Annotated in this window: 20 protein-coding genes; 15 read left to right on the forward strand and 5 right to left on the reverse strand. The window is 67.4% G+C overall.

Translation table 11 applies throughout. The features are described from left to right. The first annotated feature begins 291 nt into the window (after positions 1-291). The 15 genes from B2W22_RS02715 (at position 292) to B2W22_RS02785 (ending at position 21449) form a co-directional block, all read left to right on the forward strand. A complete protein-coding gene (locus B2W22_RS02715) occupies positions 292-975 on the forward strand; it encodes a TetR/AcrR family transcriptional regulator (protein WP_286936091.1) in 684 nt (227 codons plus the stop codon). A gap of 78 nt (positions 976-1053) precedes the next feature. Beyond that, a complete protein-coding gene (locus tag B2W22_RS02720) occupies positions 1054-3402 on the forward strand; it encodes an acyl-CoA dehydrogenase (protein ID WP_286936092.1) in 2349 nt (782 codons plus the stop codon). 12 nt (positions 3403-3414) lie between these two features. Next, positions 3415-4707, forward strand: a complete 1293-nt coding sequence (locus B2W22_RS02725) for an acetyl-CoA C-acetyltransferase (protein ID WP_286936093.1) — start codon at positions 3415-3417, stop codon at positions 4705-4707. Then, positions 4704-6665 (forward strand): 3-hydroxyacyl-CoA dehydrogenase NAD-binding domain-containing protein, encoded by a 1962-nt coding sequence (locus B2W22_RS02730; RefSeq protein WP_286936094.1) that lies wholly within the window; start codon positions 4704-4706, stop codon positions 6663-6665. Before B2W22_RS02725 ends, B2W22_RS02730 begins: the two co-directional genes overlap by 4 nt. Before the next feature lie 63 nt (positions 6666-6728). Beyond that, positions 6729-8051, forward strand: coding sequence for an OmpP1/FadL family transporter (locus B2W22_RS02735; RefSeq protein WP_175126198.1), 1323 nt, complete (start codon positions 6729-6731; stop codon positions 8049-8051). 54 nt (positions 8052-8105) lie between these two features. Further along, the gene (locus B2W22_RS02740; RefSeq protein ID WP_286936095.1) at positions 8106-10496 is read left to right on the forward strand and encodes a 3-hydroxyacyl-CoA dehydrogenase/enoyl-CoA hydratase family protein; all 2391 of its coding nucleotides are present in this window, start codon (positions 8106-8108) and stop codon (positions 10494-10496) included. A gap of 149 nt (positions 10497-10645) precedes the next feature. Continuing rightward, positions 10646-11845 (forward strand): acetyl-CoA C-acyltransferase, encoded by a 1200-nt coding sequence (locus B2W22_RS02745; RefSeq protein ID WP_286936097.1) that lies wholly within the window; start codon positions 10646-10648, stop codon positions 11843-11845. 16 nt (positions 11846-11861) lie between these two features. Beyond that, on the forward strand, positions 11862-12407 hold the full coding sequence (locus B2W22_RS02750) for a DUF4442 domain-containing protein (RefSeq protein ID WP_175126195.1): 546 nt from the start codon (positions 11862-11864) through the stop codon (positions 12405-12407). Next, the gene (locus B2W22_RS02755; protein WP_175184007.1) at positions 12371-12958 is read left to right on the forward strand and encodes a chalcone isomerase family protein; all 588 of its coding nucleotides are present in this window, start codon (positions 12371-12373) and stop codon (positions 12956-12958) included. The genes B2W22_RS02750 and B2W22_RS02755 overlap by 37 nt, the downstream gene beginning before the upstream one ends. Before the next feature lie 29 nt (positions 12959-12987). Beyond that, positions 12988-14715: an AMP-binding protein gene (locus tag B2W22_RS02760; protein WP_175184008.1), complete on the forward strand. Its 1728-nt coding sequence runs from the start codon at positions 12988-12990 to the stop codon at positions 14713-14715. A gap of 320 nt (positions 14716-15035) precedes the next feature. After that, positions 15036-17111, forward strand: a complete 2076-nt coding sequence (locus tag B2W22_RS02765) for a TonB-dependent siderophore receptor (RefSeq protein ID WP_175126206.1) — start codon at positions 15036-15038, stop codon at positions 17109-17111. 192 nt (positions 17112-17303) lie between these two features. Further along, complete coding sequence (locus B2W22_RS02770) at positions 17304-18290, forward strand: 2-keto-3-deoxygluconate permease (RefSeq protein ID WP_255809193.1); 987 nt, start codon at positions 17304-17306, stop codon at positions 18288-18290. Beyond that, positions 18287-19504 (forward strand): D-threonate kinase, encoded by a 1218-nt coding sequence (dtnK, locus tag B2W22_RS02775; protein ID WP_286936098.1) that lies wholly within the window; start codon positions 18287-18289, stop codon positions 19502-19504. Before B2W22_RS02770 ends, dtnK begins: the two co-directional genes overlap by 4 nt. After that, positions 19501-20553: a 4-hydroxythreonine-4-phosphate dehydrogenase PdxA gene (gene pdxA / locus B2W22_RS02780; protein WP_056323631.1), complete on the forward strand. Its 1053-nt coding sequence runs from the start codon at positions 19501-19503 to the stop codon at positions 20551-20553. The genes dtnK and pdxA overlap by 4 nt, the downstream gene beginning before the upstream one ends. A gap of 5 nt (positions 20554-20558) precedes the next feature. Then, complete coding sequence (locus B2W22_RS02785; protein ID WP_286936099.1) at positions 20559-21449, forward strand: GntR family transcriptional regulator; 891 nt, start codon at positions 20559-20561, stop codon at positions 21447-21449. 73 nt (positions 21450-21522) lie between these two features. Here B2W22_RS02785 and B2W22_RS02790 read toward each other — a convergent pair whose 3' ends face one another. The 5 genes from B2W22_RS02790 to B2W22_RS02810 form a co-directional block, all read right to left on the reverse strand. Next, positions 21523-22920 (reverse strand): 3-carboxy-cis,cis-muconate cycloisomerase, encoded by a 1398-nt coding sequence (locus tag B2W22_RS02790; RefSeq protein ID WP_286936100.1) that lies wholly within the window; start codon positions 22918-22920, stop codon positions 21523-21525. A gap of 25 nt (positions 22921-22945) precedes the next feature. Further along, positions 22946-23515 (reverse strand): protocatechuate 3,4-dioxygenase subunit alpha, encoded by a 570-nt coding sequence (pcaG, locus tag B2W22_RS02795; protein WP_286936101.1) that lies wholly within the window; start codon positions 23513-23515, stop codon positions 22946-22948. A 3-nt stretch (positions 23516-23518) separates the two neighbouring features. Beyond that, positions 23519-24220 carry a protocatechuate 3,4-dioxygenase subunit beta gene (pcaH, locus tag B2W22_RS02800; RefSeq protein ID WP_175126187.1) on the reverse strand — a complete coding sequence of 234 codons (702 nt, stop codon included), beginning with the start codon at positions 24218-24220 and terminating at the stop codon, positions 23519-23521. Positions 24221-24288: 68 nt separating this feature from the next. Further along, positions 24289-25569, reverse strand: coding sequence for a TRAP transporter large permease subunit (locus B2W22_RS02805; RefSeq protein ID WP_175138018.1), 1281 nt, complete (start codon positions 25567-25569; stop codon positions 24289-24291). Next, entirely contained in the window at positions 25566-26132 is a 567-nt protein-coding gene (locus tag B2W22_RS02810) for a TRAP transporter small permease (RefSeq protein ID WP_370633061.1), read from the reverse strand. Before B2W22_RS02810 ends, B2W22_RS02805 begins: the two co-directional genes overlap by 4 nt. Positions 26133-26172: the final 40 nt, after the last annotated feature.

A 26172-nucleotide genomic window follows, 5' to 3' on the forward strand; every position in this document is an offset into this window, starting at 1 on the left:
TCATGTTCTCGCGCTGATACTGCGGGGTTTTGGGCGTGCGTTCCAGAGCACATTCATCCTAGGGCCGGTGTCCGAGGCCGATCGGCCAAAACTCAACCTGGCAGACATGTCGCGCCTCATTCTTCTTTCCGGCGGGTCTCGTCCTTACGCCCGATGCGAAGCGCACGTGCCGCAAAACCGACATATCACGCGCGCATGGTTAGGGGTAAACCCTATTGGGGATAGCAGAGGCTCGCCTCTCATCCTTGCCTCCCGCATAATGCTTTGAAACAAACGTTTGAATTCAACCTTATGCAAGAAATCCGCGCCACGTCCACCAGAGAAACCATCCTCGACACCGCCGAGTCCCTGTTCGCGCAACAGGGACACGAAGCAACGTCGATGCGCCAGATCACGGGCGCGGCCGGTGTGAATCTCGCTTCGGTGAACTATCACTTCGGCTCGAAAGAGTCACTCGTGCAGGCGGTGCTCAAACGCCGCCTGGAAGTGCTGAATCGCGAGCGCATGCGCCTTCTGGACGAACTCGAGGCGCAATCCGACGGCAAGCCCTTGAAGCCCTCCCAGATCGTGGACGCGTTCTTCGGCACCCTGCTGCGCCTGGCCGCCGATCCGGCGCAGGCCGGCAGTACCTTCCTGCCGCTGCTGGAGCGCACGATGACCGACCCCACGGATTTCATCCGCGCGCTGTTTGCCGAGGAATATGCCGACGTGCTCGCGCGCTACCGCAACGCGCTGTTCGCCGCCCTGCCCGACGTGCCGCGCGCCGAGATCATCTGGCGCTTCCAGTTCATGCTGGGCGCGACGTCGTACGCCATCATGGGCACCGACCTGCTGCGCTCGGTCACCGGTCTGGCCGGCGACGAGGCGGAACAGCCCAACGACCGCGAGCTGCTCTTGCCGCGCCTGATGAGTTTCCTGCTGGGCGGGCTGCGCTCGCCCCTCCCGCACTTGAACGCAAGCCCCGGAGGCGCCTGACCGCCTTCCACCGCAACAGGCCGGCGAGCCGCCTTCGGTCACCGCCAGGCAACTGAAGAACAACGAGGAGACAAGAAAATGTACGCAGTCATCGTCGCGCTGGTTGTCATTGCGCTCCTGGCCGCCGTGTTGCTGGGCGTGCGCCCCATCCGGCGGGCGCTGCTGTCCGCGCCGATCTTCAACCTGTACCGCAAGGTGCTGCCGCAGATGTCCGACACCGAGCGCGATGCGCTTGAGGCCGGCACGGTCTGGTGGGAAGGCGAACTCTTTCGCGGCCGTCCCGACTGGAGCCGCCTGCTGGCATATCCGCGCCCCCGCCTGACCGACGAAGAGCAGCGCTTCCTGGACAACCAGGCCGAAGCCGCCTGCCGCATGGTCAATGACTGGAACGTCACGCAAGAGCGCTTCGACCTGCCCGCCGACGTCTGGAACTACCTGAAGTCCGAGGGATTCCTCGGCATGATCATTCCCAAGCAATACGGCGGCCTCGCGTTTTCCGCGTACGCCCACTCCGAAATCGTGACCAAGCTGTCCACGCGGTCCTCCGCGCTGGCCGTGTCGGTCATGGTGCCGAATTCGCTCGGTCCCGCGGAATTGCTGCTGCATTACGGCACCGAGGAGCAGAAGAACCATTACCTGCCGCGTCTTGCGCGCGGCGAAGAGGTGCCGGCCTTCGCGCTGACCAGCCCGTGGGCAGGTTCGGACGCCGCAGCCATCCCCGACAGCGGCATCGTCTGCAAGGGCGAATGGCAGGGCCGCGAAGTCATCGGCATGCGCGTCACCTGGGACAAGCGCTACATCACGCTGGCGCCGGTCTGCACGCTGCTGGGCCTGGCGTTCCGCCTGTACGACCCGGACGGGCTGCTGGGCGGCAAGAAGGACCTGGGTATCACCTGCGCGCTCGTGCCGCACGACCACCCCGGCGTGGACACCGGCCGCCGCCACTTCCCGCTGAACGCCATGTTCATGAACGGCCCGACGCGCGGCAACGACGTCTTCATGCCGCTTGACTTCATCATCGGCGGCCCCGCCATGGCCGGCCAGGGCTGGCGCATGCTGATGGAATGCCTGGCCGCGGGGCGCTCGATCTCGCTGCCCTCTTCCAACACGGGCATGTCCAAGCTGACGGCGCGCGCAGTGGGCGGCTATGCCCGCGTGCGCAGCCAGTTCCGCATGCCGGTCGGCAAGTTCGAAGGCGTCGAAGAGGCGCTGGCCCGCATCGGCGGCAACACCTACATGATGGACGCCGCGCGCACCATGACGGCGGGCGCGGTGGACTTGGGCGAGAAGCCCTCGGTCGTGTCGGCCATCGTGAAGTACCACGTCACCGAACGCGCGCGCCAGGTCGTCAACGACGGCATGGACGTGATCGGCGGCAAGGGCATCTGCCTGGGACCGTCCAATTTCCTGGGCCGCGCCTACCAGCAGATCCCCATCGGGATCACCGTGGAAGGCGCCAACATCCTGACGCGCAGCCTGATCATCTTCGGCCAGGGCGCAATCCGCTGCCATCCTTATGTGCTGGCGGAAATGCAGGCCGCGCAATCGCCGGACCGCAAGCAGGGCCTGGATGATTTCGATGCCGCGTTCTGGGGCCATGCGGGCTTCGTGGTGCGCAACACGCTGCGGGCGCTGGGCACCTCGCTCACCGGCGCGCGCTTCGTGGCCGTCAACGCCGAAGTCGCACCGGACATGAAGCGCTACTACCAGCTCCTGGGCCGCTACTCGGCCGCCTTTGCACTGCTGGCCGACACGTCGATGCTGGTGCTGGGCGGCAGCCTGAAGCGCCGCGAGCGTCTGTCGGCGCGCCTGGGTGATGTGCTGTCGCAGATGTACCTGATCAGCGCGACGCTCAAGCGCTTCGAGGACGAAGGCCGCCAGAAGGCCGACGCGCCGCTGGCGCACTGGTCGATCCAGGACGCGCTGTGCAAGTTGCAGGAGGCCTTTGACGGCGTGCTGGACAACTTCCCGAATCGCGCTGTCGCGTGGATCATCCGCCGCATCGTGTTCCCGTGGGGCCACAGCCAGATTCCGCCGTCCGACCAGCTTGGCCAGGACGTGGCCCGGTTGCTGATCAGCCCCAGCGCAACGCGCGACCGCCTGACGGCAGGCTGCCACCTGCCCGATACCGCGGACGAACCCGTGGGCGCGATCGAGCAGGCGCTGGCCGCCACGCTGGAAGCCGAGCCCATCGAGGCGAAGATACGCGAGATCGAAAAGCGCGGCGTGCTGGACGGCAATCCGCAAGCCAACGTACGCGACATCGCCGACGCGGCGGTCACCATCGGCGCGATCACCGCCGAAGAATATGCGGTCGTCAAACGCCGCAACCGCTTGCGCGACACCGTGGTCAAAGTGGATGATTTCCCCTTTGACCTCGGCGCCGCCGACGCAGACCGGCCCACGGCCGAACGCAAGGTCGCCTGAGGGAGGAAGCGGATGGCATTCAAACCGGTTTACGTCGTCGATGGTTCACGCACGCCTTTCCTGAAGGCCCGCACGGGCCCGGGACCCTTCTCCGCCGGGGATCTGGCAGTACAGGCCGGCCGCGCCTTGCTGCTGCGCCAACCCTACGCGCCCACGGATCTGGACGAGGTCATCGTCGGCTGCGCCGCGCCCTCGCCCGAGGAAGTCAACATCGGCCGCGTGATCTCGCTGCGGCTAGGCTGCGGCGACCGGGTGCCGGGGTGGACCGTCATGCGCAACTGCGCATCGAGCATGCAGGCGCTGGACTCCGCCATCGCCAATATCCAGAACGGCCGTTCGCACCTGGTGCTGGCCGGCGGCACCGATGCGCTGTCGCGCGCGCCGGTGCTGTTTTCGGACGGCATGGTGCGTTGGCTGTCGCGCTGGTATGCCGCGCGCGGCCTGGGCGCCAAGCTCAAGGCGCTGGGCGGCTTCAGACCGAAACACCTGGCGCCCGTCATCGGATTGCTCAAGGGGCTGACGGACCCGGTGGTGGGACTGTCGATGGGACAGACTGCCGAAAACGTCGCCACCCTCTTTCACATCGACCGCGCCGCGATGGACGCCTATGCGGCGCGCAGCCACCAGCGCGCGCTTGCGGCGCGCGCGGCCGGCATGCCCGAGATCACGCCGCTCATCGACACGCAGGGCAAGCTGCATCCCCACGATGACGGCGTGCGCGACGACTCCACGCCGGACAAGCTGGCCAAGCTCAAGCCCGTATTCGACAAGCCCTGGGGCAACATCACCGCAGGCAACAGCTCGCAGGTCACCGACGGCGCCGCGATGCTGGTGCTGGCCTCGGAAGAGGCCGTGCAGAAATGGAACCTGCGCCCGCTGGGCCGCATCATCGATACGCAATGGGCCGGGCTGGATCCCGCGATCATGGGGCTGGGCCCCGTGCATGCCGCCACGCCGATCCTGCAGCGCCACGGCCTGGGCTTGAATGACCTGGACTTGTGGGAGATCAACGAGGCCTTCGCGGCGCAGGTGCTAGGCTGCCTGGCCGCGTGGCGGGACGAGGCCTACTGCCAGCAGAATTTCGGCACACCTGCCTGGGGCGAGCTGGACCCCGCACGGCTCAACGTCGACGGCGGCGCCATCGCCATCGGCCACCCGGTGGGCGCGTCTGGCGCCCGCATCGTGCTGCATCTGCTGCACGCGCTCAAGCGCCGCGGCGCCCGGCGCGGCATGGCGGCCATCTGCATCGGCGGCGGTCAAGGCGGCGCGATGCTGGTCGAAACCCTGGACGAGGACCGCCCATGACGACACTGGACACGCTTTCCCACTGGCGCCTGGATCGCGACCCCGACGGGCTTGCCTGGCTGACCTTCGACCGCGCGGGCAGCGCGGTCAACGCGCTGTCGGCCGACACGATGGCCGAGCTCTCCGTGGTGCTGGACGCGCTGGACGCCGATCCGCCCAAGGGCCTCATCATCCAATCCGGCAAGGCCACGGGCTTCATCGTGGGCGCCGACGTCAACGAATTCGCCACGCTGGACACGCCCGAGCAGGCGCGCGGGCTGGTGTCGCGCGGCTGGAACCTCATGAATCGCCTGGCCGGCGTGCGCTATCCCACGCTGGCGCTGATCCAGGGCCATTGCCTGGGCGGCGGCCTTGAATTGGCGCTGGCTTGCCGCTACCGGCTGGTGGCCGATCAGCCCGGCGCCTCGCTGGCGCTGCCTGAAGTCATGCTGGGCATCTTCCCCGGCTGGGGCGGCATGCTGCGCCTGCCGCAGGTGATCGGCGCGCCCGCCGCGCTGGACATGATGCTGACCGGCCGCGGCGCCGATGCCCGCCGCGCGGCCTCGCTGGGGCTGGTCGACGCGCGTGTTCCCCCGCGGCTGCTGCTCGCCGCGGCACGCCAGACCGTGCTGTCGCGCAAGCCTGCCCGGCGCGCGCGCGGTTTGGGCGGACTGCTGAACCGCTGGCCGTTCAAGGCCATCGTCGCCAACCGCGCCCGCAAGCAGATCGCGGCCAAGGATCCGCTCGGCCACTACCCGGCCGCGCCGGCCATTGTGGAGATCTGGGAAAAACATGGGGGCAATGCGCTGAAGGCGCCCGACCTCATCGACCGCATCATTTCGTCCGGCACCGCGCGCAACCTGCTGCGCGTGTTCCGCCTGCAGGAGCGCCTGAAGGCCAATGGCAAGCAGCCCGGCGTCGCGCCGGCCCGTCACGTCCATGTGGTGGGTGCGGGCGTGATGGGCGGCGACATCGCCGCCTGGTGCGCGCTCAAGGGCATGACCGTCACGCTGCAGGACCAGGAGATGTCGCGCATCGCACCCGCCATCAAGCGCGCCGCCGAACTCTACGCGCGCCGCCTGAAGGATCCGCGCCTGGCGCGCGCCGCGTTCGACCGGCTGGTCCCGGATCCGGCGGGCGGCGGCGTGCCGCTGGCGGACGTCATCATCGAAGCCATCAGCGAGCAGCCCGATGCCAAGCGCGCGCTGTACCAGTCGCTGGAGCCGCACATGAAGCCCGACGCGCTGCTGGCCACCAACACGTCCAGCCTGTCGCTCGAAACTCTCCGCGAGGGCCTGGCCCATCCGGATCGTCTGGTCGGCATCCACTTCTTCAACCCCGTGGCCAAGATGCCGCTGGTGGAAGTCGTGCACGCGGACGGCGGCGATCCCGCCATAGAAGCCCGCGCCTGCGCCTTTGTCGGCCAGATCGACAAGCTGGCGCTGCCGGTCAAGAGCGCGCCCGGCTTTCTCGTCAACGCGGTGCTGGCGCCCTACATGCTGCAGGCCATGCGCAGCGTGGACGACGGCGTCGCGCCGGAAACCGTGGACGCCGCCATGGTGGCCTTCGGCATGCCGATGGGACCGCTGGAACTGGCGGACACCGTGGGCCTGGACATCGCGCGGGACGCTGGCGCGCAGCTTGCCGACGGCGCGGCGCCGCCGCGATGCCTGGCAGACCGTCTGGCCCGCAACGAACTCGGCAAGAAAAGCGGCAAGGGCTTTTACACGTGGCGCGACGGCAAGCCGGTCAAGCAACGCGACCCCGCCGCCGCCCCGGCAGGCCTGGCGCAGCGCCTGATCCAGCCGCTGATCGACGCCACGCGGCAGCGGGTGTCCAGCGGCATCGTGGCCGACGCCGACCTGGCCGACGCCGGCGTGATTTTTGGAACGGGCTTCGCGCCTTTCACGGGCGGCCCCTTGCATTACGAAGACGGCAGCACCCAGCAGCACCGCAGCACAGCGGCTCGCGCCGAATAGACCGGCAGCAACAGGCCGGCAGTGGTAGAGAGAGACACACATTCAACTCGAGGAGTCAGTACCATGCGCAGACGTCCATTGTCCCTGAGCACCCTGTCGGCCATCCTGGTCGGCCTGGGCGCATCCGCAACGTCCTACGCTGCCGGCTTTCAGCTCTTGGAGCAGAACGCCAGCGGCCTGGGCAACGCGTATGCCGGCTCGGCGGCAAACCCGGAGAATGCCAGCATCATGTATTTCAACCCGGCAGGCTTGACCTATCTGCCAGGGCTCAATTTCTCCGGCGGGGTAAACCTGATCAAACCGTCGTTCAAGTTTTCGGACAACGGAAACAGCCGCAATCCCAGCGTGCCCGGTATTCCCGGATCAGGCTTGAACGGTTCGGTTCCCACCGGTGGCAATGGCGGGGACGCGGGCCACCTGGGCGTCGTGCCCAACATCTATGCCTCCTGGCAACTGAACGAGCAGTGGTACATCGGCCTGGGCGTCGGCGCCCCCTTCGGCCTGATGACCGAATACGACGACGGTTGGGTCGGGCAGTACCACTCGAACAAGTTCGACATCAAGACCATCAACGTCAACCCGTCCATCGCCTACAAGGTCAACGAGAAGTTTTCGATGGGCTTTGGCGTGAACTGGCAGCACATCGATGCGACCTACAAGAAAAAGACCGTCGTGCCCATCGCCGGCCTGCCGCTGGCCACGAATGGCGACGCGGACCTGAATCTGAAGGGTGACGCGTGGGGCTGGAACGTCGGCTTCATGCTGCAACCCACCGAAGACACGCGCATCGGCTTGTCTTACCGTTCGAAGATCAAGCACTCGGCCAAGGGCGACACCGACATCGACAACATCGGCCCCACCGGCCAATCCGTGTCGTTTGACGCCAAGGCCAACGTCGACCTGCCCGACTCGCTGATCCTGAGCGCCACGCACCAGCTCAACGAAAAGTGGGAACTGCTGGGCGACGTGTCCTGGACGGGCTGGAGCAGCATTCCGGAGCTCAAGATCAAAAACTCGGGCCCGGGCGCGCGCGACGACGAGCTGCCGCTCAACTTCCGCGACACCTGGCGCGTCGCCGTGGGCGCGAACTACAAGTTCGCCCCGGCCTGGAAGTGGAAGTTCGGCCTGGCCTTCGACCAATCGCCGGTGCACGATGCCGCCGACCGTCCCACTTCGCTGCCCGACAACGACCGCTACTGGTTCTCGACCGGCGTGCAATGGGCCGCCACGAAGTCCACCACGATCGACGTCGGCTACACGTACCTGTACCTGCGCAAGACGGACATCGACACCACGTCCGGCAGCCAGGCCACCAAGGGCCGCGTCGCGGGCACCTACGACAGCAGCGGCCACATCTTCGGCCTGCAGCTCTCGTCCCGCTTCTAGCCGTGAACGGGCGGACGGCCGCGCGCCGTCCGCCCGCCTTTTCAGGAGACTCCCTTGAACAAGTTCGTCGTCAAACACGTCGCCGTGCTGGGTGCCGGCGTCATGGGCGCGCAGATCGCCGCCCACCTGGCCAATGCCGGCGTGCCGGTCACGCTGTTCGACCTGGCCGCCCGCGAAGGCGACCGCAACGGCACCGTCAAGAAGGCGCTGGCCGGTCTCAAGAAGCTGGAACCCGCGCCGCTGGCCGGCGCATCACGCCTGGCGCTCATCACGCCCGCCAACTACGATGACGACCTGGAGCGCCTGCAAGGCTGCGACCTCATCATCGAAGCCATCGCCGAGCGCATGGACTGGAAGACGGCGCTGTACGAGCGCATTGCCTCGCATGTCGCGCCCGGCGCCATCGTCGCCTCCAACACCTCCGGCCTGTCCATCGACGCGCTGGCCAACGCGCTGCCCGCCGGGCTGCGCGACCGCTTCTGCGGCATCCATTTCTTCAATCCGCCGCGCTACATGCGCCTGGTGGAAATCATCGCCACGTCACACACGCAGCCGGCCGTGCTGGACCAGCTGGAAACCTGGCTGACGTCTGCGCTGGGCAAGGGCGTGATCCGCGCGCTGGATACCCCGAACTTCGTGGCCAACCGCATTGGCGTGTTCTCGATCCTGGCCGCCATGCACCACACCGCGCGCCTGGGTCTGGCCTTCGACGAAGTCGACGCGCTGACCGGCCCCAAGATCGGCCGCCCCAAGAGCGCCACGTACCGCACCGCCGATGTGGTCGGGCTGGACACGCTGGCCCACGTCGTGGGCACGATGGAAAAGAACCTGCCCGACGATCCGTGGCATCAGTATTTCGCGCTGCCGGAATGGCTGTCGGCGCTGATATCCAAGGGCGCGCTCGGCCAGAAAAGCGGCGCCGGCGTCTATCGCAAGCAGGGCCGCGAGATCCAGGTGCTGGATCTGAAAAAGCAGGATTACGCCCCCGGCACCGGCAAGCTGGCCGACGAGGTGGCGGCGCTGCTCAAGGAACGCGATCCGGCCAAGCGCTTTGCCGCGCTGCGCGCCAGCGACCATCCGCAGGCGCAATTCCTGTGGAGCCTGTTCCGCGACATCTTCCACTACAGCGCCGTGCAGCTTGAGCACGTGGCCGACAACGCGCGCGATCTGGACCTGGCCATGCGTTGGGGCTTTGGCTGGTCGCAAGGCCCGTTTGAAACGTGGCAGGCCGCCGGCTGGCAGGCGATTGCCGCCGCCGTCGCCGAGGACATCGCCGCCGGCCGCGCCATGAGCAACACGCCCCTGCCCGCCTGGGTGCTGGAGTCCAACCGCCAGGGCGTGCATGCGCCGGAAGGTTCGTATTCCGCGCGCACCGGCAAGCTGCATCCGCGCTCGACGTTGCCCGTGTACGCGCGCCAGCTGTTCCCGGAGCGCGTCGTGGGCGAAGCGCCCGACGACCGCGGCGTCACCATCTGGGAAAACGAAGGCGTGCGCCTGTGGAACCTGCCGCAGGTCGACGCCGGCATCGCCATCCTGTCCGTCACGTCGCGCAACCACACGCTGGGCGCGGAAGTGCTGGAAGGCGTGCTGCAGGCGGTGGCCAAGGCCGAACGCGAATTCGACGGCCTGGTCATCTGGCACGACGCGCCGTTTGCCGTGGGCGCCAACCTGCAGCAGGTGGTAGAAGCCTGCGCGGCGGGCCAGTGGGAGATGCTGGAAGCCACGGTCGAAAAATTCCAGCGCGCCTCGCAGTCGTTCAAGTACGCGCAGATTCCGACGGTGGCGGCCGTGCAGGGCATGGCGCTGGGCGGCGGCTGCGAATTCCTGATGCACGCCTCGCACCGCGTGCTGGCGCTGGAAAGCTACATCGGCCTCGTCGAAGCCGGCGTGGGCCTGATCCCGGCGGGTGGCGGCAGCAAGGAATTTGCCGCGCGCGCTGCGGCGCTGGCGGCCAAGACGGCCACGCCCGGCGAGGTCTTTCCGTATCTGCAGCCGGTGTTCCAGACCATTGCCATGGCCCAGGTCGCCAAGAGCGGACTGGAAGCCATCGACGCCGGGTTCGCGCGCGAGCACGACATCGTGCTGTTCCATCCCGGCGAACTGCTCTACGTGGCCATCGGCCAGGCGCGCGCCGCCGCGCAGGCTGGCTACACCCCGCCCGCGCGGTTGCAGAACGTGCCGGTGGCCGGCCGCAACGGCATCGCCAACTTCGAGATGGTGCTGGTCAACATGCGTGAAGGCGGCATGATCAGCGCGCACGATTACCGCGTGGCGCGTAGCGCGGCGGTCGCGCTGTGCGGCGGCGAGGTCGAGACCGGCACGAAGGTCGACGAGGAATGGTTGTTGGCCGTGGAGCGGAAGGAGTTCGTGGCGCTCTTGCGCACGCCGGAAACGCAGGCGCGCATCCGCCACACCCTGGAAACCGGCAAACCACTACGGAATTGATTAGGCCCCCCCTTGCGCCTGCGGCGCTTCCCCCAGGGGCGCCGCAAGCGGACCGGCAAAGCCGGATCCGCGCGGCCCCGCTTGTGGGAGACCGTTTTGTGCGGGGGTCCGATTGATATGTCTCGCTATTGTTAGTTGAGGAAATGGATATGAGCACGCAGATCCAAGACGCCTACATCGTCGCCGCGACGCGCTTGCCGGTGGGCAAGCGCAATGGGGCCTACATCACCACCCGCCCCGATGACATGCTGGCCGCCGCGCTGAATGGCGCGTTGGCGCAGGTGCCAGGGTTGGACGCAGCCCGCATCGAGGACGTCATCGCCGGCTGCGCCATGCCGGAGGCCGAACAGGGCATGAATGTGGCCCGCATCAGCCTGCTGCTGGCGGGACTGCCGCAAAGCGTGGCGGGCGTCACCGTCAATCGCTTCTGCGCGTCCGGCCTGCAGGCCGTGGCGGACGCTGCCGCCCGCATCCGCATGGGCGAGGCCGACATCATGATCGGCGCGGGCACCGAATCCATGAGCGCCATGCCGCAGATCATGGGCAACAAGGTGTCCATGAACCCGGAGATCTTTGCGCACGAGGAAAACGTCGGCATGGCGTTCGGCATGGGGCTGACCGGCGAAAAGGTTGCGGAGCGCTGGAAGGTGTCGCGCGAAGACCAGGACGCCTTTGCGCTGGCGTCGCACCAGAAGGCATGCGCGGCCATCGCTGCCGGCCACTTCCGCGCTGAAACCACGCCTTATGAAGTGGTCACGCATCTGCCGGACGGCGCCAGCGGCGCGGTACGCGTGGCGCGCCGGCTTATCGAGGTCGACGAAGGCCCGCGCCCGGACAGCAGCCTGCAAGCGCTGGCCCGCTTGAAGCCCGTGTTCTCCACGCGCGGCAGCGTCACGGCCGGCAACAGCTCGCAGATGTCCGATGGCGCGGCGGCCGTGATCCTGGTGTCCGACCGCATCCTGCGCGAATTCAACCTCAGCCCGCTCGCCCGCTTTGTCGGCTTTGCTGTGGCCGGCGTGCCGCCCGAGGTCATGGGCATCGGTCCGGTCGCCGCCATTCCCAAGGTGCTGGACCGCGCCGGCATCAAGCAGGACGCGCTGGACTGGATCGAGCTCAACGAAGCTTTCGCGGCGCAGTCGCTGGCCGTGATCCGCGAGCTGAAGCTGGACCCCGCCAAGGTCAACCCGCTGGGCGGCGCCATTGCGCTGGGCCACCCGCTGGGCGCCACCGGCGCGATCCGCACCGCCACGATCACGCACGGACTGCGCCGCACCGGCGGCAAGTACGGGCTGGTGACGATGTGCATCGGCACCGGCATGGGCGCCGCCGGCCTGTTCGAGGCCCTGTAAGCAGGCGGCGGACAGCGTGAAGCCCTACTGGTTCAAGAACCTGTCGCCCGAGTGGCGCGCGCGGCTGATGCGGGTGGGCTTCAACCTGCATCCGGCGTTTCGCGCCACCGGCGGCCGCGTGTTGCACGTGTCGCCGGACTTCCAGCACATCCGCATCAAGCTGCCGCTCTTGCGCCGCACGCGCAATATCGTGGGGTCGATGTACGGCGGCTCGCTGTTCGCGGTGACGGACGGCGCGCATCCGACCATGCTGATGTCGGCGCTGGGCGCCGATCACATCGTGTGGGACAAGGCGGCATCGATCCGCTTTCGCAAGCCGGCCTACACCACGCTGTACGTGGATTTCCGGCTGCCGCCGGGCGAGATCGCAGAAATCCGGCGCCTGCTTGCCTCGCATCACGAAACGACCCGCACCTACACGGTCGAATTGAAGGACAAGGACGACGTCGTGTACGCCGTCGTGGAACGCACGATCTACATCGCAGACAAGAAGTTCTACAAACAGAAGAACACTGGAGGTGACCAATGCGTTTCAACCCCGGAGGGCGCGCCGCCGCCCTGAGTCTGATCCTTGCCGCCAGCCTGGCGGGCGCGCCGGCCCACGCTGACGTCGACGTCGCCGGCGTGCGCGTGCCCGAACAGCTTGCCGAAGGCGCCCACGCGCTGACGCTGAACGGCGCCGGCCTGCGCACCCGCTTCGTCGTGAAGGTCTACGTGGCGGCGCTGTACGTCACCACGAAGACCCACGACCCCGCCGCGATCATCGGCAGCACCGAGCCGCGCCGGATCCGTCTGCAAATGCTGCGCGACGTGGACAGCAAGAGCCTGGACGGCGCGCTGCAGGACGGATTGCGCGACAATACGCCCTCGCAGGCGCTGGCCGCGTTGAAAGAACCCGCCGAACGCCTGTCGCGCCTGATGGCCGACATCGGCGCCGCGCGCGAAGGCGACGTCATCGACCTGGACTTCGACGCCCGCGGCGTGGCCATCGCCAGCAACGGCAAGCCGCGCGGACGCATCGACGATCCCGCCTTCGCCCGCGCCCTGCTGCGCGTCTGGCTGGGCGACAGCCCCGCGCAGGCTTCCCTGAAGAAAGCCCTGTTGGGCAACTAGGGCCTTGCGCCCCAACGGAACCGCAAGACATGGAACGAATCTGGCACAAGAGCTATCCCTACGGTGTGCCCGCCGAGATCGAGACCGACGGCGAGACAACGCTGGTGACGATCATCGAGGAAAGCTTCCGGCGCTTTCCGGACAAGACGGCCTACATCAGCATGGGCAAGTCGATCACCTATGCCGAGCTGAACGCGCTGACGCGCCGCTTTGCCGCATGGCTGCACGCCCAAGGCCTTGCGCGCGGCGACCGCGTCGCGCTGATGATGCCCAACCTGCTGCAATACCCGGTCTGCCTGTTCGGCGCCCTGCGCGCCGGCTGCATCGTGGTCAACTGCAATCCGCTCTACACCGCGCGCGAACTGGAACACCAGCTGGCCGACGCCGGCGCGCGCGCCATCGTGGTCGCGGACAACTTCGCGGCCACGTTGCAAAAGGCCTTGCCCGGCACGCAGGTCGAGCACGTGGTGGTCACCTCCATCGGAGAAATGCTGGGCCCGATCAAGGGTCGCCTGGTGGACTTCGCGGTCCGGCGCGTCAAGCGCATGGTGCCCGCGTGGTCGCTGCCCGGCTCGCACAAGCTGGGCGACGTACTGCGTGCGGCACGCGACCTTCCCTACACCGACATGCGGCTCTCGCCTGCCGACCTGGCGTTCCTGCAATACACGGGCGGCACGACCGGCGTGGCCAAGGCCGCCATGCTGTCGCACGGCAACATGGTCGCCAACGTGAGCCAGGCCTACGCGTGGGTAAGACCCCTGGTGAAAGACGGCGAGGAATGCATCGTTACGGCCCTGCCGCTGTATCACATCTTCGCGCTGACGGCGAACTGCCTGACCTTCATGAAGCTGGGCGCGAGCAACCTTCTCATCGTCAATCCGCGCGACATCCCCGGGCTGATCAAGGAAATGGGCAAGGTCCCGATCTCGGCCTTCACGGGCGTCAACACGCTCTTTAACGCGCTGCTTAACCACCCCGATTTTGCCCACCTGGATTTTTCGCGCCTGCGGCTCACCATGGGCGGCGGCATGGCGGTGCAGCGGTCGGTGGCGGACCGGTGGCGCGCGGCGACCGGCGTATCGATCGCCCAGGCCTACGGCCTGACTGAAACGTCGCCCGCCGTCACCATCAATCCGCTGGACACCAAGATCTTCAATGGATCCATCGGATTGCCGGTGCCCTCTACGGATCTGTCGATCCGCGACGACGCGGGCCGCGAACTGGGCATCGGCGAAAACGGCGAAATCTGCGTGCGCGGTCCGCAGGTCACGCGAGGCTACTGGAACCGGCCCGACGAGACGGCGCTGGTCATGTACCCGGACGGCTTCCTGCGCACGGGCGACGTGGGTTATGTCGACGAGACCGGCTACGTGTATCTGGTCGATCGCAAGAAGGACATGATCCTGGTGTCCGGCTTCAACGTGTACCCGAACGAGGTCGAGGACGTGGCCGCGTTGCATCCTGGCGTACGCGAGGTAGCGGCCGTAGGCGTGCCGGACGAACGCTCCGGCGAGGCGGTCAAGCTGTTCGTGATCCGCAAGGACCCCACGCTGGACGCGGAAACGCTGATCGCGCATTGCCGCAGCCAGTTGACCGGCTACAAGGTGCCGCGCCACATCGAGTTCCGCGACGACCTGCCGCGCACCAACGTGGGCAAGATCCTGCGGCGTGAGCTACGTCCCGACGCGCCGGCGCCTGCCGCCACGCCCGCCGCCAACCCTCCGGCCCCCGCGAATCAGGCGACCCACCAGGACTGATCGGCGCACCGCCGACCGCACCCCGTTTTTGCGCGTGCAACACTGTCGCGCGCCGCCAACAGCGGCCGCGGCAGCGTCCCGCATCAAGCCGCGCTTCAACTCGATGAATTCACAGGGGATTCCTGTGCAAGCCCTGCCACGCCGGAGCGCCGCAGGGCTTTTTTACATCTTCCCGCGACGCGCGCTATTGGCTGAGCACATCGACACAATTGATAATTATTATCGTTGTCATTTCTATACGTAACTGGCCGCACCCAACCGACGCCAGTGGGGAGATCCTCTTGAAGCACCACCACACCCCCGCCGCCTCGCGCGCGCGGCTGCACACCCGTGTTCCCGCCGCCGCGCTGGCCGCCTGCCTGGGCGCCGGCGCCGCGCATGCGCAGCCCGAACAGCCCGCCACCCTGCCCGCCGTGCAGGTGCTGGGTACCGGCGAAACCGCCACCGGTCCCGTCGACGGCTACGTAGCCCGTCGCAGCGCCACCGGCACCAAGACCGACACGCCATTGTCCGAAACGCCCCAGGCCATCACCGTGATTCCGCGCGAGCAGATCATCGACCAGGGTTCGCAGAACGTGCAGGACACGATGAACTACGCGGCCGGCGTGCGGCCCAACGCCTACGGCGTGGACAACCGCGGCGACTACGTGCGTGTGCGCGGCGTGGAGCCCGTGCAGTACCTGGACGGCCTGCGCCAGTTCTTCAGCTTCAATAACCCGCGCACCGAGGTCTATGGCCTGGAACGCGTGGAGGTGCTGCGCGGCCCGTCGTCGATGCTGTACGGACAGGGCAGCACGGGCGGCATCGTCAACCTGGTCAGCAAGCGCCCGCAAGCCGAGCAGCAGGGTGAAATCGGCGTGCAGCTGGGCAACTTCAACCGCCGCGAGATCCAGGCCGACATCACCGGCCCGCTGACCGAGGACGGCCAGTGGCTGTATCGCGTGGTGGCGCTGGGCCGCGACAGCGACACGCAGGTGCAGTACGCGCAGGATGACCGGATGTTCCTCGCGCCGTCGCTCACGTGGCAACCCAGCGCAGCCACGTCGCTGACGCTGCAGGCCTCCTGGCAGAAGGACCGTTCCGGCACGACGCAATCGTTCCTGCCATGGAGCGGCACCGTGGATCACAATCCCAACGGCCGCATTCCGACGCGCCGTTTTGCCAGCGAACCGGGCTTTGACACCTACGACACCGAGCAATTCAACGTCGGCTGGCTGTTCGAACACAAGTTCAACGACACCTGGAAGGTCCGCCAGAGCTTCCGCAACACGGTCAGCAGCGTGGACTACAAATCGCTGTACCCGAACGTGTATGGCGACCGCCGCGGCGATTCCTACATCGACCCCGAACAGACCACCGTCGACCGCTACTACTACATCAACAAGCCGCGCATGCGCACGCTGCTCGCCGATCAGAACCTGGAAGGCAAGCTGAACTGGGGCCGCACGCAGCACACCGTCATCGTCGGCATGGACTACACGCGTTATCGCGAAACCAGCCAATCGGACAGCGGGCTGGGATCGCCGCTGAATCTGTACCACCCGGTGTATGGCAACGCGCCCGACTACACGCTCAGCGACTCGCCCAAGCAGCGCCAGCAGCAGCTGGGCTTCTATGCGCAGGACCAGATCACGTTCGACAAGAACTGGATCCTGCTGGCAGGCATCCGCCGTGATCGCGTCGAAAGCACGGCCGAGGGCCAGGACAAGGAAACCGATCAGGCCACGACCAAGCGCTTCGGCCTGATGTACGCGGCCGACAACGGCTGGTCGCCGTACGTGAGCTACAGCGAGTCCTTCACCCCCATCGCGGGCGCGGATTTCTACGACCAGCGCTGGAAGCCCATGCGCGGCAAGCAGTGGGAACTGGGCCTGAAGTACATGCCCCCGGGTGCCGACCTGGAATTCACGGCGGCGGCGTACGACCTGCGCGAAAGCAACCGCCAGACCAACGATCCGGACAATCCCAACAACCAGATCCAGGCGGGCAAGACGCGTACACGCGGCGTCGAACTGGAGATGCGCGGGCGCGTCACGCAAAACGTCGACGTGATCGCCAACTACATCTATACCGACATCGATCCGCAGCTTGAAGGCATGCCCAAGCACATGGTGTCGCTGTGGAGCAAGTACCGCTTCGCGATCGCGGGCCAGCCCGGCTTCGCGGTCGGCGCTGGCACGCGCTTCCTGTCCAAGTTCCGCGACGGCGGCGCGCCGGAGACGCCGTCCGTGACGCTGTTCGACGCGATGGTCAGCTACACCAACGGACCGTGGCGCTATGCGCTCAACGTCAACAACATCGCGGACCGCACGTATGAAGTGGTCTGCCTGGACCGTGGCGACTGCTTCTATGGTGCGCGCCGCACGGTGATGTTGAGCGGCGCCTACCGCTTCTGACGACGAAACCGTCCCCATATCCGGGACGGCAATTGGGGTCAACCTGTACGTACATGCTGTACGTACAGGTGTACACTACGATTTTTTCACCCGTCCGACAGACGCGCGCATGAACGTCTGCAACCCAGAAAAATCGTCCTGGAGACCTCGATAGTGTCGACCGCAACTACCCGCTCGCCCTTTTTTGGCACGATGCAGAAAATCCCTGGTGGATTGATGCTGGTGCCGCTGATCCTGGGTTCCCTGATCGGCACCTTCGCCCCTGATGCGCTCGCCATCGGCGGCTTCACCACCGCCCTCTTCAAGAACAGCGCGCTGCCGCTGATCGCGCTGCTGATCTTCGCGACCGGCACGCACGTCAACGCCCGCACCGGCGGCCCGATCCTGGCCACGGCCGGCACCATCCTGCTGATGAAGACGCTGGTGCCCGCCACGCTCATCATCATCCTCGGCAGCTACGTCGGTCTGGACGGTCTGTGGGGCGTGTCGATCCTGGCCATGCTGGCCGCGTTCGACAACAGCAACGGCGGCCTGTGGCTGGCCTACACCGGCCAATACGGCGATGCCCGCGACCGCGGCGCCTACGTCGCCAGCGCGGTCAACGACGGCCCCTTCTTCAGCCTGCTGTTCCTGGGCGCGTCCGGCTTGGCCGACATCCCGATGATCGCCTTGGTCGCTGCACTGGTGCCCTTCCTGCTGGGCGTCGTCGTCGGCAACCTGGACCCCAAGTGGCGCGACGTGCTCAAGCCCGTGCCCAACATCGTCATTCCGTTCTTCGCCTTTGCGCTGGGCACCGGCATCGATCTGGGCGCCGTGGTTGGCGGCGGCATCAGCGGCCTGATCCTGGGCCTGATCATCAGCCCGATCACGGGCGGCCTGGTCTACCTGGGCTACCGCATGATCCTGCGCCGCGGCGGCAAGAGCGGCCTGGGCTTCGCAGCCGGCACCACCGCCGGCAACGCCATCGCCACGCCCGCCGTGGTCGCGGCAGCCGACCCCAACTTCCAGCAGTACGTGTCCACCGCCACCGCGCAGGTCGCCGCATGCGTGCTGATCAGTTCCATTCTGGCCCCGGTGCTGGCATCCTGGTTCCTCAAGCGCGCCGGTGAATTGAAGTCCGAGGACGCCGACGCCACCGTCGCCCCGCCCCTGACCGAAGCCCGCGGAGAGGCCCTGTGAAACCCACCATCGCCATCGTTGCCGACGACCTGACCGGATCCGGCGACACCGCCGTGCAATTCGTGCGCGCCGGCTGGTGCACGCACCTGTCGATCGGCGGCGCGGACGAGGCCCTGTCCGGGCCCGCCCACGACGGCGTCGAGGTGCTGGCCGTCACGACCAACAGCCGCGCGCTTAGCGCGGCCGATGCGGCCGAAGTCATCCGCGGCAACGTACGTCAGTTGCGCGATGCCGGCGTGACCCGCCTGTACAAGAAAGTGGATTCGACGCTGCGCGGCGCCTTCAAGGCCGAGATCGACGCGGCGCGTGACGCCTGGGGCGATGACGCGATCGCGGTGGTCTGCCCCGCCTTTCCGGCGACGGGCCGCACCGTCGAGCAAGGCATTCTTTATGTGAACGGCAAGCCGGTCACCGAAACCTCGGCGGCGACCGATCCGGTCACCCCCGTGACCGAAAGCCACATCCCCACCCTGCTCGGCTGCGCCCACGTGGCGCCACTGGCTGAAGACACGCCGGAAACGCTGGCCGCGCGCATCGCGCACGCGGGCGGCGCCGTGGTGGTGGACGCGGCCACCGATGCCGACCTGGAACGGCTGGCGCGCGCCGTCGGCCTGCTGGGCGAGCGCGCCCTGCCCGTGGGCGCGGGCGGCCTGGCCGTCCCGTTGGCCCGCGTTTGGGCGGGCGCCGACCAGACCGCCCCCGTTGTCGTCGTGGTGACCTCGCAGCACAGCGCCGCACGCGGCCAGGCTGCCGCATTGCAGGCTGCGGGCGCCGACACCTGGCGCCCGTCGCTCGAACAACTGGCCGACGACGCGCAGTGGCAGGCCTGGAGCCAACCGCTCCTGCAGGCGCACGCGCAGGCCCCGCTGGAAGCCGGCACCATTCTGCTGCTGGCCCCCGAAGGCCAACGCGCCGGCCTGGATTCCGACAAGGTCGCCGACCGCCTCGGCAGCCTTGCCGCGCAATTGATCGCCGCCTCGCGCGCGGCAGGGGTCGTCGCCACCGGCGGCGACGGCGCGCGCAGCGTGCTGGTGGCCCTGCAGGCCAACGGCATTGCGCTGGTGGACGAAGTAATGGGCGGCGTGCCACTGGGCACGCTGACCGGAGGCACGGCCGCTGGCCTGCCCGTGGTGACCAAGGCCGGCGGCTTTGGCACCGAAGACGTACTGGTTCGCGCGGTGCGCGCGATCCGCGACAGGAGATTCAAGCGATGACACAAACCCCTCCCGCAAAGCTGCCCCTCTTGGCCGTGACCTTGGGCGACGTAGCGGGCATCGGGCCGGAAATCACGGCCAAGATGCTCATGGGCCACGACGAACTGCGCCAGAAGGCACGCCTTTTCGTCGTTGGCGACGCAGACGTCATGGCCAATGCCGTGCGCAATCTGGGCGCCGACCCCGCCATCGTGCGCAAGATCGAACGTCCGGCCGACGCGACCAACACCCCCGGCTTGATCGAAGTGCTGCAGGCCGGCCCGTCGCTCGCGCACGTCAAGCTGGGCGAGATCAGCGCCGACGCCGGCGACGGCTCGGTGCGCTTTGTCACCACGGCCTGCGCCCTGGCGCGCGCCGGCGAGATCGACGGCATCGTCACCGCCCCGCTGAACAAGGCCGCGATGCACGCCGCCGGCCACAAGTGGCCCGGCCACACCGAACTGCTGGCGCATGAGTTCGGCGTCAAGACCTTCTCGCTGGTGCTGTCGGCCGGCGACCTGTACATCTTCCACGCCACGACGCACGTGTCGCTGCGCCAGGCCATCGAAGACGTGAACCCTGCCCGCATGCGCGCTGTCCTGCGCCTGGCCGGCTCGTTCGCCACGGCCTTGGGCCGCGCCGACGAACCCGTCGCCGTCGCGGGCCTGAACCCGCACGCCGGCGAAAACGGCATCTTCGGCAGCGAAGACGCCGACATCCTCGCGCCCGCCGTGGCCGAAGCCAACGCAGCCGGCATCCTCGCCGCCGGCCCCATCCCGGCCGACGCGCTGTTCCCGCAGGCCGTGCGCGGCAAGTGGAAGTTCGTGATCGCCTGTTACCACGACCAGGGCCACGCGCCCTTCAAGTCCGTGTACGGCGATGATGGCGTCAACATCACCGTCGGCCTGCCCGTCGTGCGCGTGTCCGTGGACCACGGCACCGCCTTCGACATCGCCGGCAAGGGCATCGCGCGCGAAGACAGCCTGATCCTGGCCGCCGAGCGCGCCGCGCATCTGGCCCCGGGCTGGACGCATGTATGGGAAACTGCGCGGGCACAAACCGGAGGTTGATTCCCATGGCGCCCGCCACGCACGACGCATTGCCCGATCTTGACCGCGCGGGAGACATCCCGCTGCACGCCCAGGTGGCGTCGCGGTTGCGCGGATACATCCGCACGAACAAGCTCGCGGCGGGCGCCGTGCTGCCCAGCGAGGCCGCGCTGTGCGACCGCTTCGGCGTGGCGCGCAGCGTGGTGCGCCAGGCCCTCGCGGCACTTGCCGCCGAAGGCCTCATTCAACGCGAGACCGGGCGCCCCGCCACCGTGGCGGCGCCGCAGGAACACCGCCGCCTGGTGCAGCGGTCCACCGGTCTGTACGAGCAGTTCGCCCAGTCGGGCGTTGCGCTGCGCACGCGCGTGCTGGCGCTGGGCCCGGCCGAGCCGCCCGCCGAGGTTGCCGAGTTCTTCGGCACTACCCGCCTCCTGATGCTCGAACGCCTGCGCCACGTGGCCGAAGCGCCGCTGGCCTACGTGCGCACGTGGCTGCCCGCCGCCGCGGTGCCCGGCCTGCGCGCCGAGCACCTGGCCGACGCCTCCCTGCACGGCGTGCTGACGCGGCAGTTCGGTCTGCGCCCGGGCGCCGGCCGCAACCAGATCCGCGCGGTCGCCGCAGACGGCGTACTGGCCGCCCTGCTGGACACGCAGGCCGGCACGCCGCTCTTGATGCTGCAGGGCCAGGGCATGGACCAGCACGGCAAGCCGCTGGAATGGTTCACCACCTGGCATCGCGCCGAACAACTGGTGTTCGACGTGGACGTCAGCATGGGACATGAAAGCGTGCAACCCCGGCTGCATGAAACCGCGCCTGAGCCGCAGGCGCCGGTCAACGGACAGGACCCGCTGGCGCGCGCGCAGGCGCTGGTCGCGGAGTTGTCGGCGGAATTGGCGCGACTGCGCGGGCAGTCCTGAATCACAACGCAACGCGCGCGATGCGGTTCTCAGCGTTCTGAGCCGCTGCGATGCGCAGGCGCTTCAAGGCGCTTCAAGCCGCCTTCGCGCCGTTCCCGCTCGCCTTCCAGGCCGCCAACACGCTGTCGCAGATCGCCGGCGCCTCGCCCACATAATTCGCCGGATTGCCAAGACGATCCAGGTCATCGTCACTGAGCGTTCCCCGCGTCGCGGCATCGCTTTCCAACGCCTCGCGCAGCGCATCCCTGAGCGAAAGCCCGTTCGCAACAGCATCGCGCGACGCGCGTTCCACCAGCGCGTGGGCGGGCAGACGGCCGAGCCGGGCGCCCAGCGCCAGCATGTAGGCCTCGCCAAGGATGAGGCCATCGGTCAGCGCGAGATTCTTTGCCATGCGGTCCGGATACACCTGCAGCCCATCCAGCACGCTGCCCAAATGGCGCAACGCCCCACCCGTCAGCGCGGCAATCTGGGGCAGCACATCCCATTCGGCCTGCCAGCCGCCCAGCGCGCGTTCATGTTCCTGGATCATTCCCGACAGCATCGTCGACACCAGCGGCGGCACGCGGACCGCAGCGGCCAGGATGGCCGCACAACCCACGGGATTGCGCTTGTGCGGCATGGTGCTCGATCCGCCTCGCCCCGGGCCCGATGGCTCGCTCACTTCGCCGACCTCGGATTGCGCCATCAGCGACAGGTCCCGCGCAATCTTGCCCATCGTGCCGGTCAGCACTCCCAGCGACGCGGCCAGGCTGGCAAGCCGGTCGCGGTGCGTGTGCCATGGCATCGCAGCCGCGCCCAGGCCCAGCTCGGCGGCCAGCGCCTGCACCACCTCATTTGCCGACGGTCCCAGGCTGGCCAGCGTGCCCGCGGCGCCGCCGAATTGCAGCAGCGCCATCTGTGACGTGTCCTGCCGCACGCGCAGCCGGCTACGTTCCAGCGCCTCCAACCAGCCCGCCGTCTTGGCGCCGAATGTCGTGGGCAGCGCATGCTGCAGCCACGTGCGTCCGACCATGATGGTGTCCCGATGCGCGCGGGTCAGTCGAGCACACGCCAGCGAGGCGCGCTCCAGCCCCGCGTCCAGCCTGGCCGCCACCTGAAGCAACTGCAGGACAAGCGCGGTGTCCAGAATGTCCTGGCTGGTGGCGCCCCAATGCACGTAGCGGGCGGCTTCGGCATCCACGCGCGCGACGGCCGCGGTCAGTTGCTTGACGAAGGGGATGGCGATGTTGCCCGCTGCCACCGCAGCCCTGGCAATGCCGTCCACGTCCAGCACGTCGCGGATTTCGCCACCCCGGCAGACCTCATTGATGGCGGTTGCGGCGCTTTGAGGAATGACGCCGCATTGCGCCTGCGCGCGCGCCAGGGCCGCCTCCACGGCAAGCATCTGGCCGAGGGTCGCCGCGCCCGAAAACAGCGACAGGATCGCGTCATCCGAATAGATGGATTCGGTCAGCCCGGAAAGGTTGCTCATCGTGTAGACCTTGTCGCACACCGGCTCAGATGTCGAAGAACACGGTTTCTTCCGAACCCTGCAGGACGATGTTCCAGCGCAAAACGCCCGCCTCCGCCGCTGTTGCCACCAGCGTGCCGCGCCGGCTGGCGGGCACCTTGGCCAGGATCCAATCCGCCTCGTTGGCGCCGGCCTCATCCGGAAAGTACATTCGCGTCGACAGATGCTTGAGCAGGCCGCGCATGAAGACGGACACCACCAGATGCGGCGCCTGCAGTTGTCCGTCGGGTGCGGGCACACGGCCCGGCTTGATCGTGGTGAAACGAAAGCCGCCGTCCGGCTGCGTGGCCACACGACCAAAGCCGCCGAAGCCCGCACTGCCCTCGCCATGCCGGGGATCGTCAGGATGCCCGTACACACCGCGCGCATCGGCCTGCCATATCTCGACCATGCCGTCCGGCACGGGATTGCCCTCGCCATCGATTACGCGTCCTTCGATGACGACGGGCGCCGCGCCCAGGTCGCCGCACCCTGCCGTCAGATCGTCACGGTTCAACCCGGACAGCCCGATGTGCAGATAGGGACCGACAGTCTGTGAACTGGTGGGATAGAGCATGCGTTACTCCATGGGGGTGGCGTTGCGGCCGCGCAGGACGATGTCGAAGCGATAGCCCAGCGCGTACTCGGGCACGGTGGTCTCCCAATCCAGCGCAGCGATCAGCCGGTTGCGCGCCTTGGCGTCTGGCACGCACTGGAAGATGGGATCGAACTCCAGCAGCGGGTCGCCGGGGAAATACATCTGGGTGACCAGACGCGTGGCGTAGGCTCGGCCAAACAGCGAAAAGTGAATGTGCTGCGGACGCCATCCGTTGTAATGGTTGCCCCACGGATACGCCCCCGGCCGGATCGTCTTGAACTGGTAGCGCCCCTGCGCGTCCGTGACGGTTCGCCCTTCACCGCTGAAGTTCGGATCCAGCGGCGCATCGTGCTGATCGCGCTTGTGCAGATAGCGGCCCGCGGCATTGGCCTGCCAGATCTCGATCAGCGCGTCCGGCACCGGCCGGCCGTTCTCGTCCAGCACCCGGCCGGACACGATGATGCGCTCGCCGATCGCCTCCGCCGTGGAAACGCGGGTCAGGTCGTTATCGCCCTGTTTGACGAACGCCGCACCAAACATCGGCCCCGTGACCTCCGAAAGCGTCTGCGGCACGACGATCAGCGGTTCGTTCGGCGAGCGCAAACGCGTGGATCCATACGGATCGAAACGGTAGCCCGGCTGGGTGTCCCAGAAGGGGCGCCGGTATTGAGCAAGATCGGACATCGCGAAAAATCTCCAATGAATCGAGCTTCAGGTTGCGCCGGCGAGCGGCGCGGGAGGTGCGTTGGCGCCTACCCGCCAAACCACCGCGCGGGAATGATCACCAGGGCCGGAAAGGCCACCATCAGGAACATGACGAGAAACTCGGCGGCCATGAACGGCAGGACGCCGCGCGTCACGTCGTCCATCTTCATCTTCCCCACGCCGGCCACCACGTTGAGCACGGTGCCCACGGGCGGCGTGACCAGCCCGATCGAGTTGTTGATGATGAACAGCACGCCGAAATACACCGGATCGATGCCCGCCGCGCGCACCACCGGCATCAGCACGGGCGTCAGGATCAGGATGGTCGGCGTCATGTCCATGGCCGTGCCCACCACCATCACCAGCACCATGATCGCGGCCATCAGCAGGATCTTGTTGCCCATGAAAGGCTGCAACATGTCCACGACCTTGGACGGCAGATCGGCCACGGTGATCAGCCACGCGCTGACCATGGCGGCGGCAATCAGGAACATGACGATGGCGCTGGTCTTGGCTGCCGACACGAACACTGCGTAGAGCTGATTGAGCTTGAGTTCGCGGTACACCAGCGTCGACACCAGCAGCGCGTAGGTCGCAGCGACGACCGCGGCTTCGGTCGGCGTGAAGACACCCATCCGCAGCCCAACCAGGATAATCACCGGCAGCATGAGCGCCCAGATCGCCTTGCGGAACGCGGTGGCAATTTCCTGCGGAGACTTGCGCGGCGGAGGCACGATCTTTTCGCGCCGGACCAGAAACGCCCACGTCAGCCACAACGCCCCACCGATCATCAGACCGGGCGCGATCGCCGCCATGAACAGTTTGGAAATGGACACATTGGCCGCCACGCCGAAGATGACCAGGCCGATGCTGGGCGGAATGACCGGACCGATCACACCTGTCGCGGCAATCAGGCCGCCCGCGGTCTGCTTCTTGTGGCCGGCGCTGACCATCATCGGCAGAAGCAGCGCCGTCAACGCGGCGGCGTCCGCCACAGCCGATCCCGACAGCGCCGACAGCAGGCAGCCCGCCATGATCGTGACGTAGCCAAGCCCGCCCTTCACGTGCCCGACCAGCGCCAGCGCAAGATCGACGATTCGGCGCGACAGCCCGCCCACGTTCATGATTTCGCCGGCCAGCATGAAGAACGGCACCGCCAGCAGCGGGAAGCTGTCCGCCCCGCCAATGACGTTCTGCGCGAGGATCTGTGCGTCGAAGATGTCCAGATGCCACATGAGCGCCACGCCGCTGGCCAGCAGCGCAAAGGCGATCGGCACACCCAGCGCCATGACCCCCAGCAGCGATCCGATGAACACGGCGATCGTCATGCGCTTCTCCCGGGCGCGCCGTTGCCGGCATCCTCGAGAATCTGCTTGAGCTGCACCGCCTCTTCGGACTCCTGGACCATGATCAGATCCTGGTCCTGCAGCTTGCCGGCGAGCACGCGGTACAGATCCATGGCGATGATCAGGCCCGCCATCACCGAGAACACCAATCCGGCCACGTAGACAATGGCCATCGGCAAGCCGCTCACGGGCGCGCTGACATCCGCATTGATCACCGCCTGATCCCAGCTTCCCTTGAACATGAGGCTCACGATGTAAAGCATCAGGACCTGTCCCGCGACGAGGCAGATCTTCTTGCCCGCCGTGGGCAGCTTGGCCACGACCATGTCCATGCCCAGGTGGCCGCGCTCCTTCAGGGCGATGACCGCCCCTAGAAACGTCAGCCAGATGAACATCCAGCGCGACAGCTCTTCCGACAGCGTGATGCCGGAGTTAAAGCCGTAACGCGCCACGACATTGCCGAAGACCAGCACCACCATCGCCGCCAGCAGCAAGGCGATGGCAAACTCCAGCACACGGCAGACCGCGCCGATGAATCTGTCTATGACGACCATGGCCAGCCTCCTTGCGGCGTCGGATGCGCGG

Origin of the sequence: Achromobacter sp. UBA4530, assembly GCF_002388205.1 — a bacterium.
Lineage (GTDB): Bacteria > Pseudomonadota > Gammaproteobacteria > Burkholderiales > Burkholderiaceae_B > Achromobacter > Achromobacter animicus.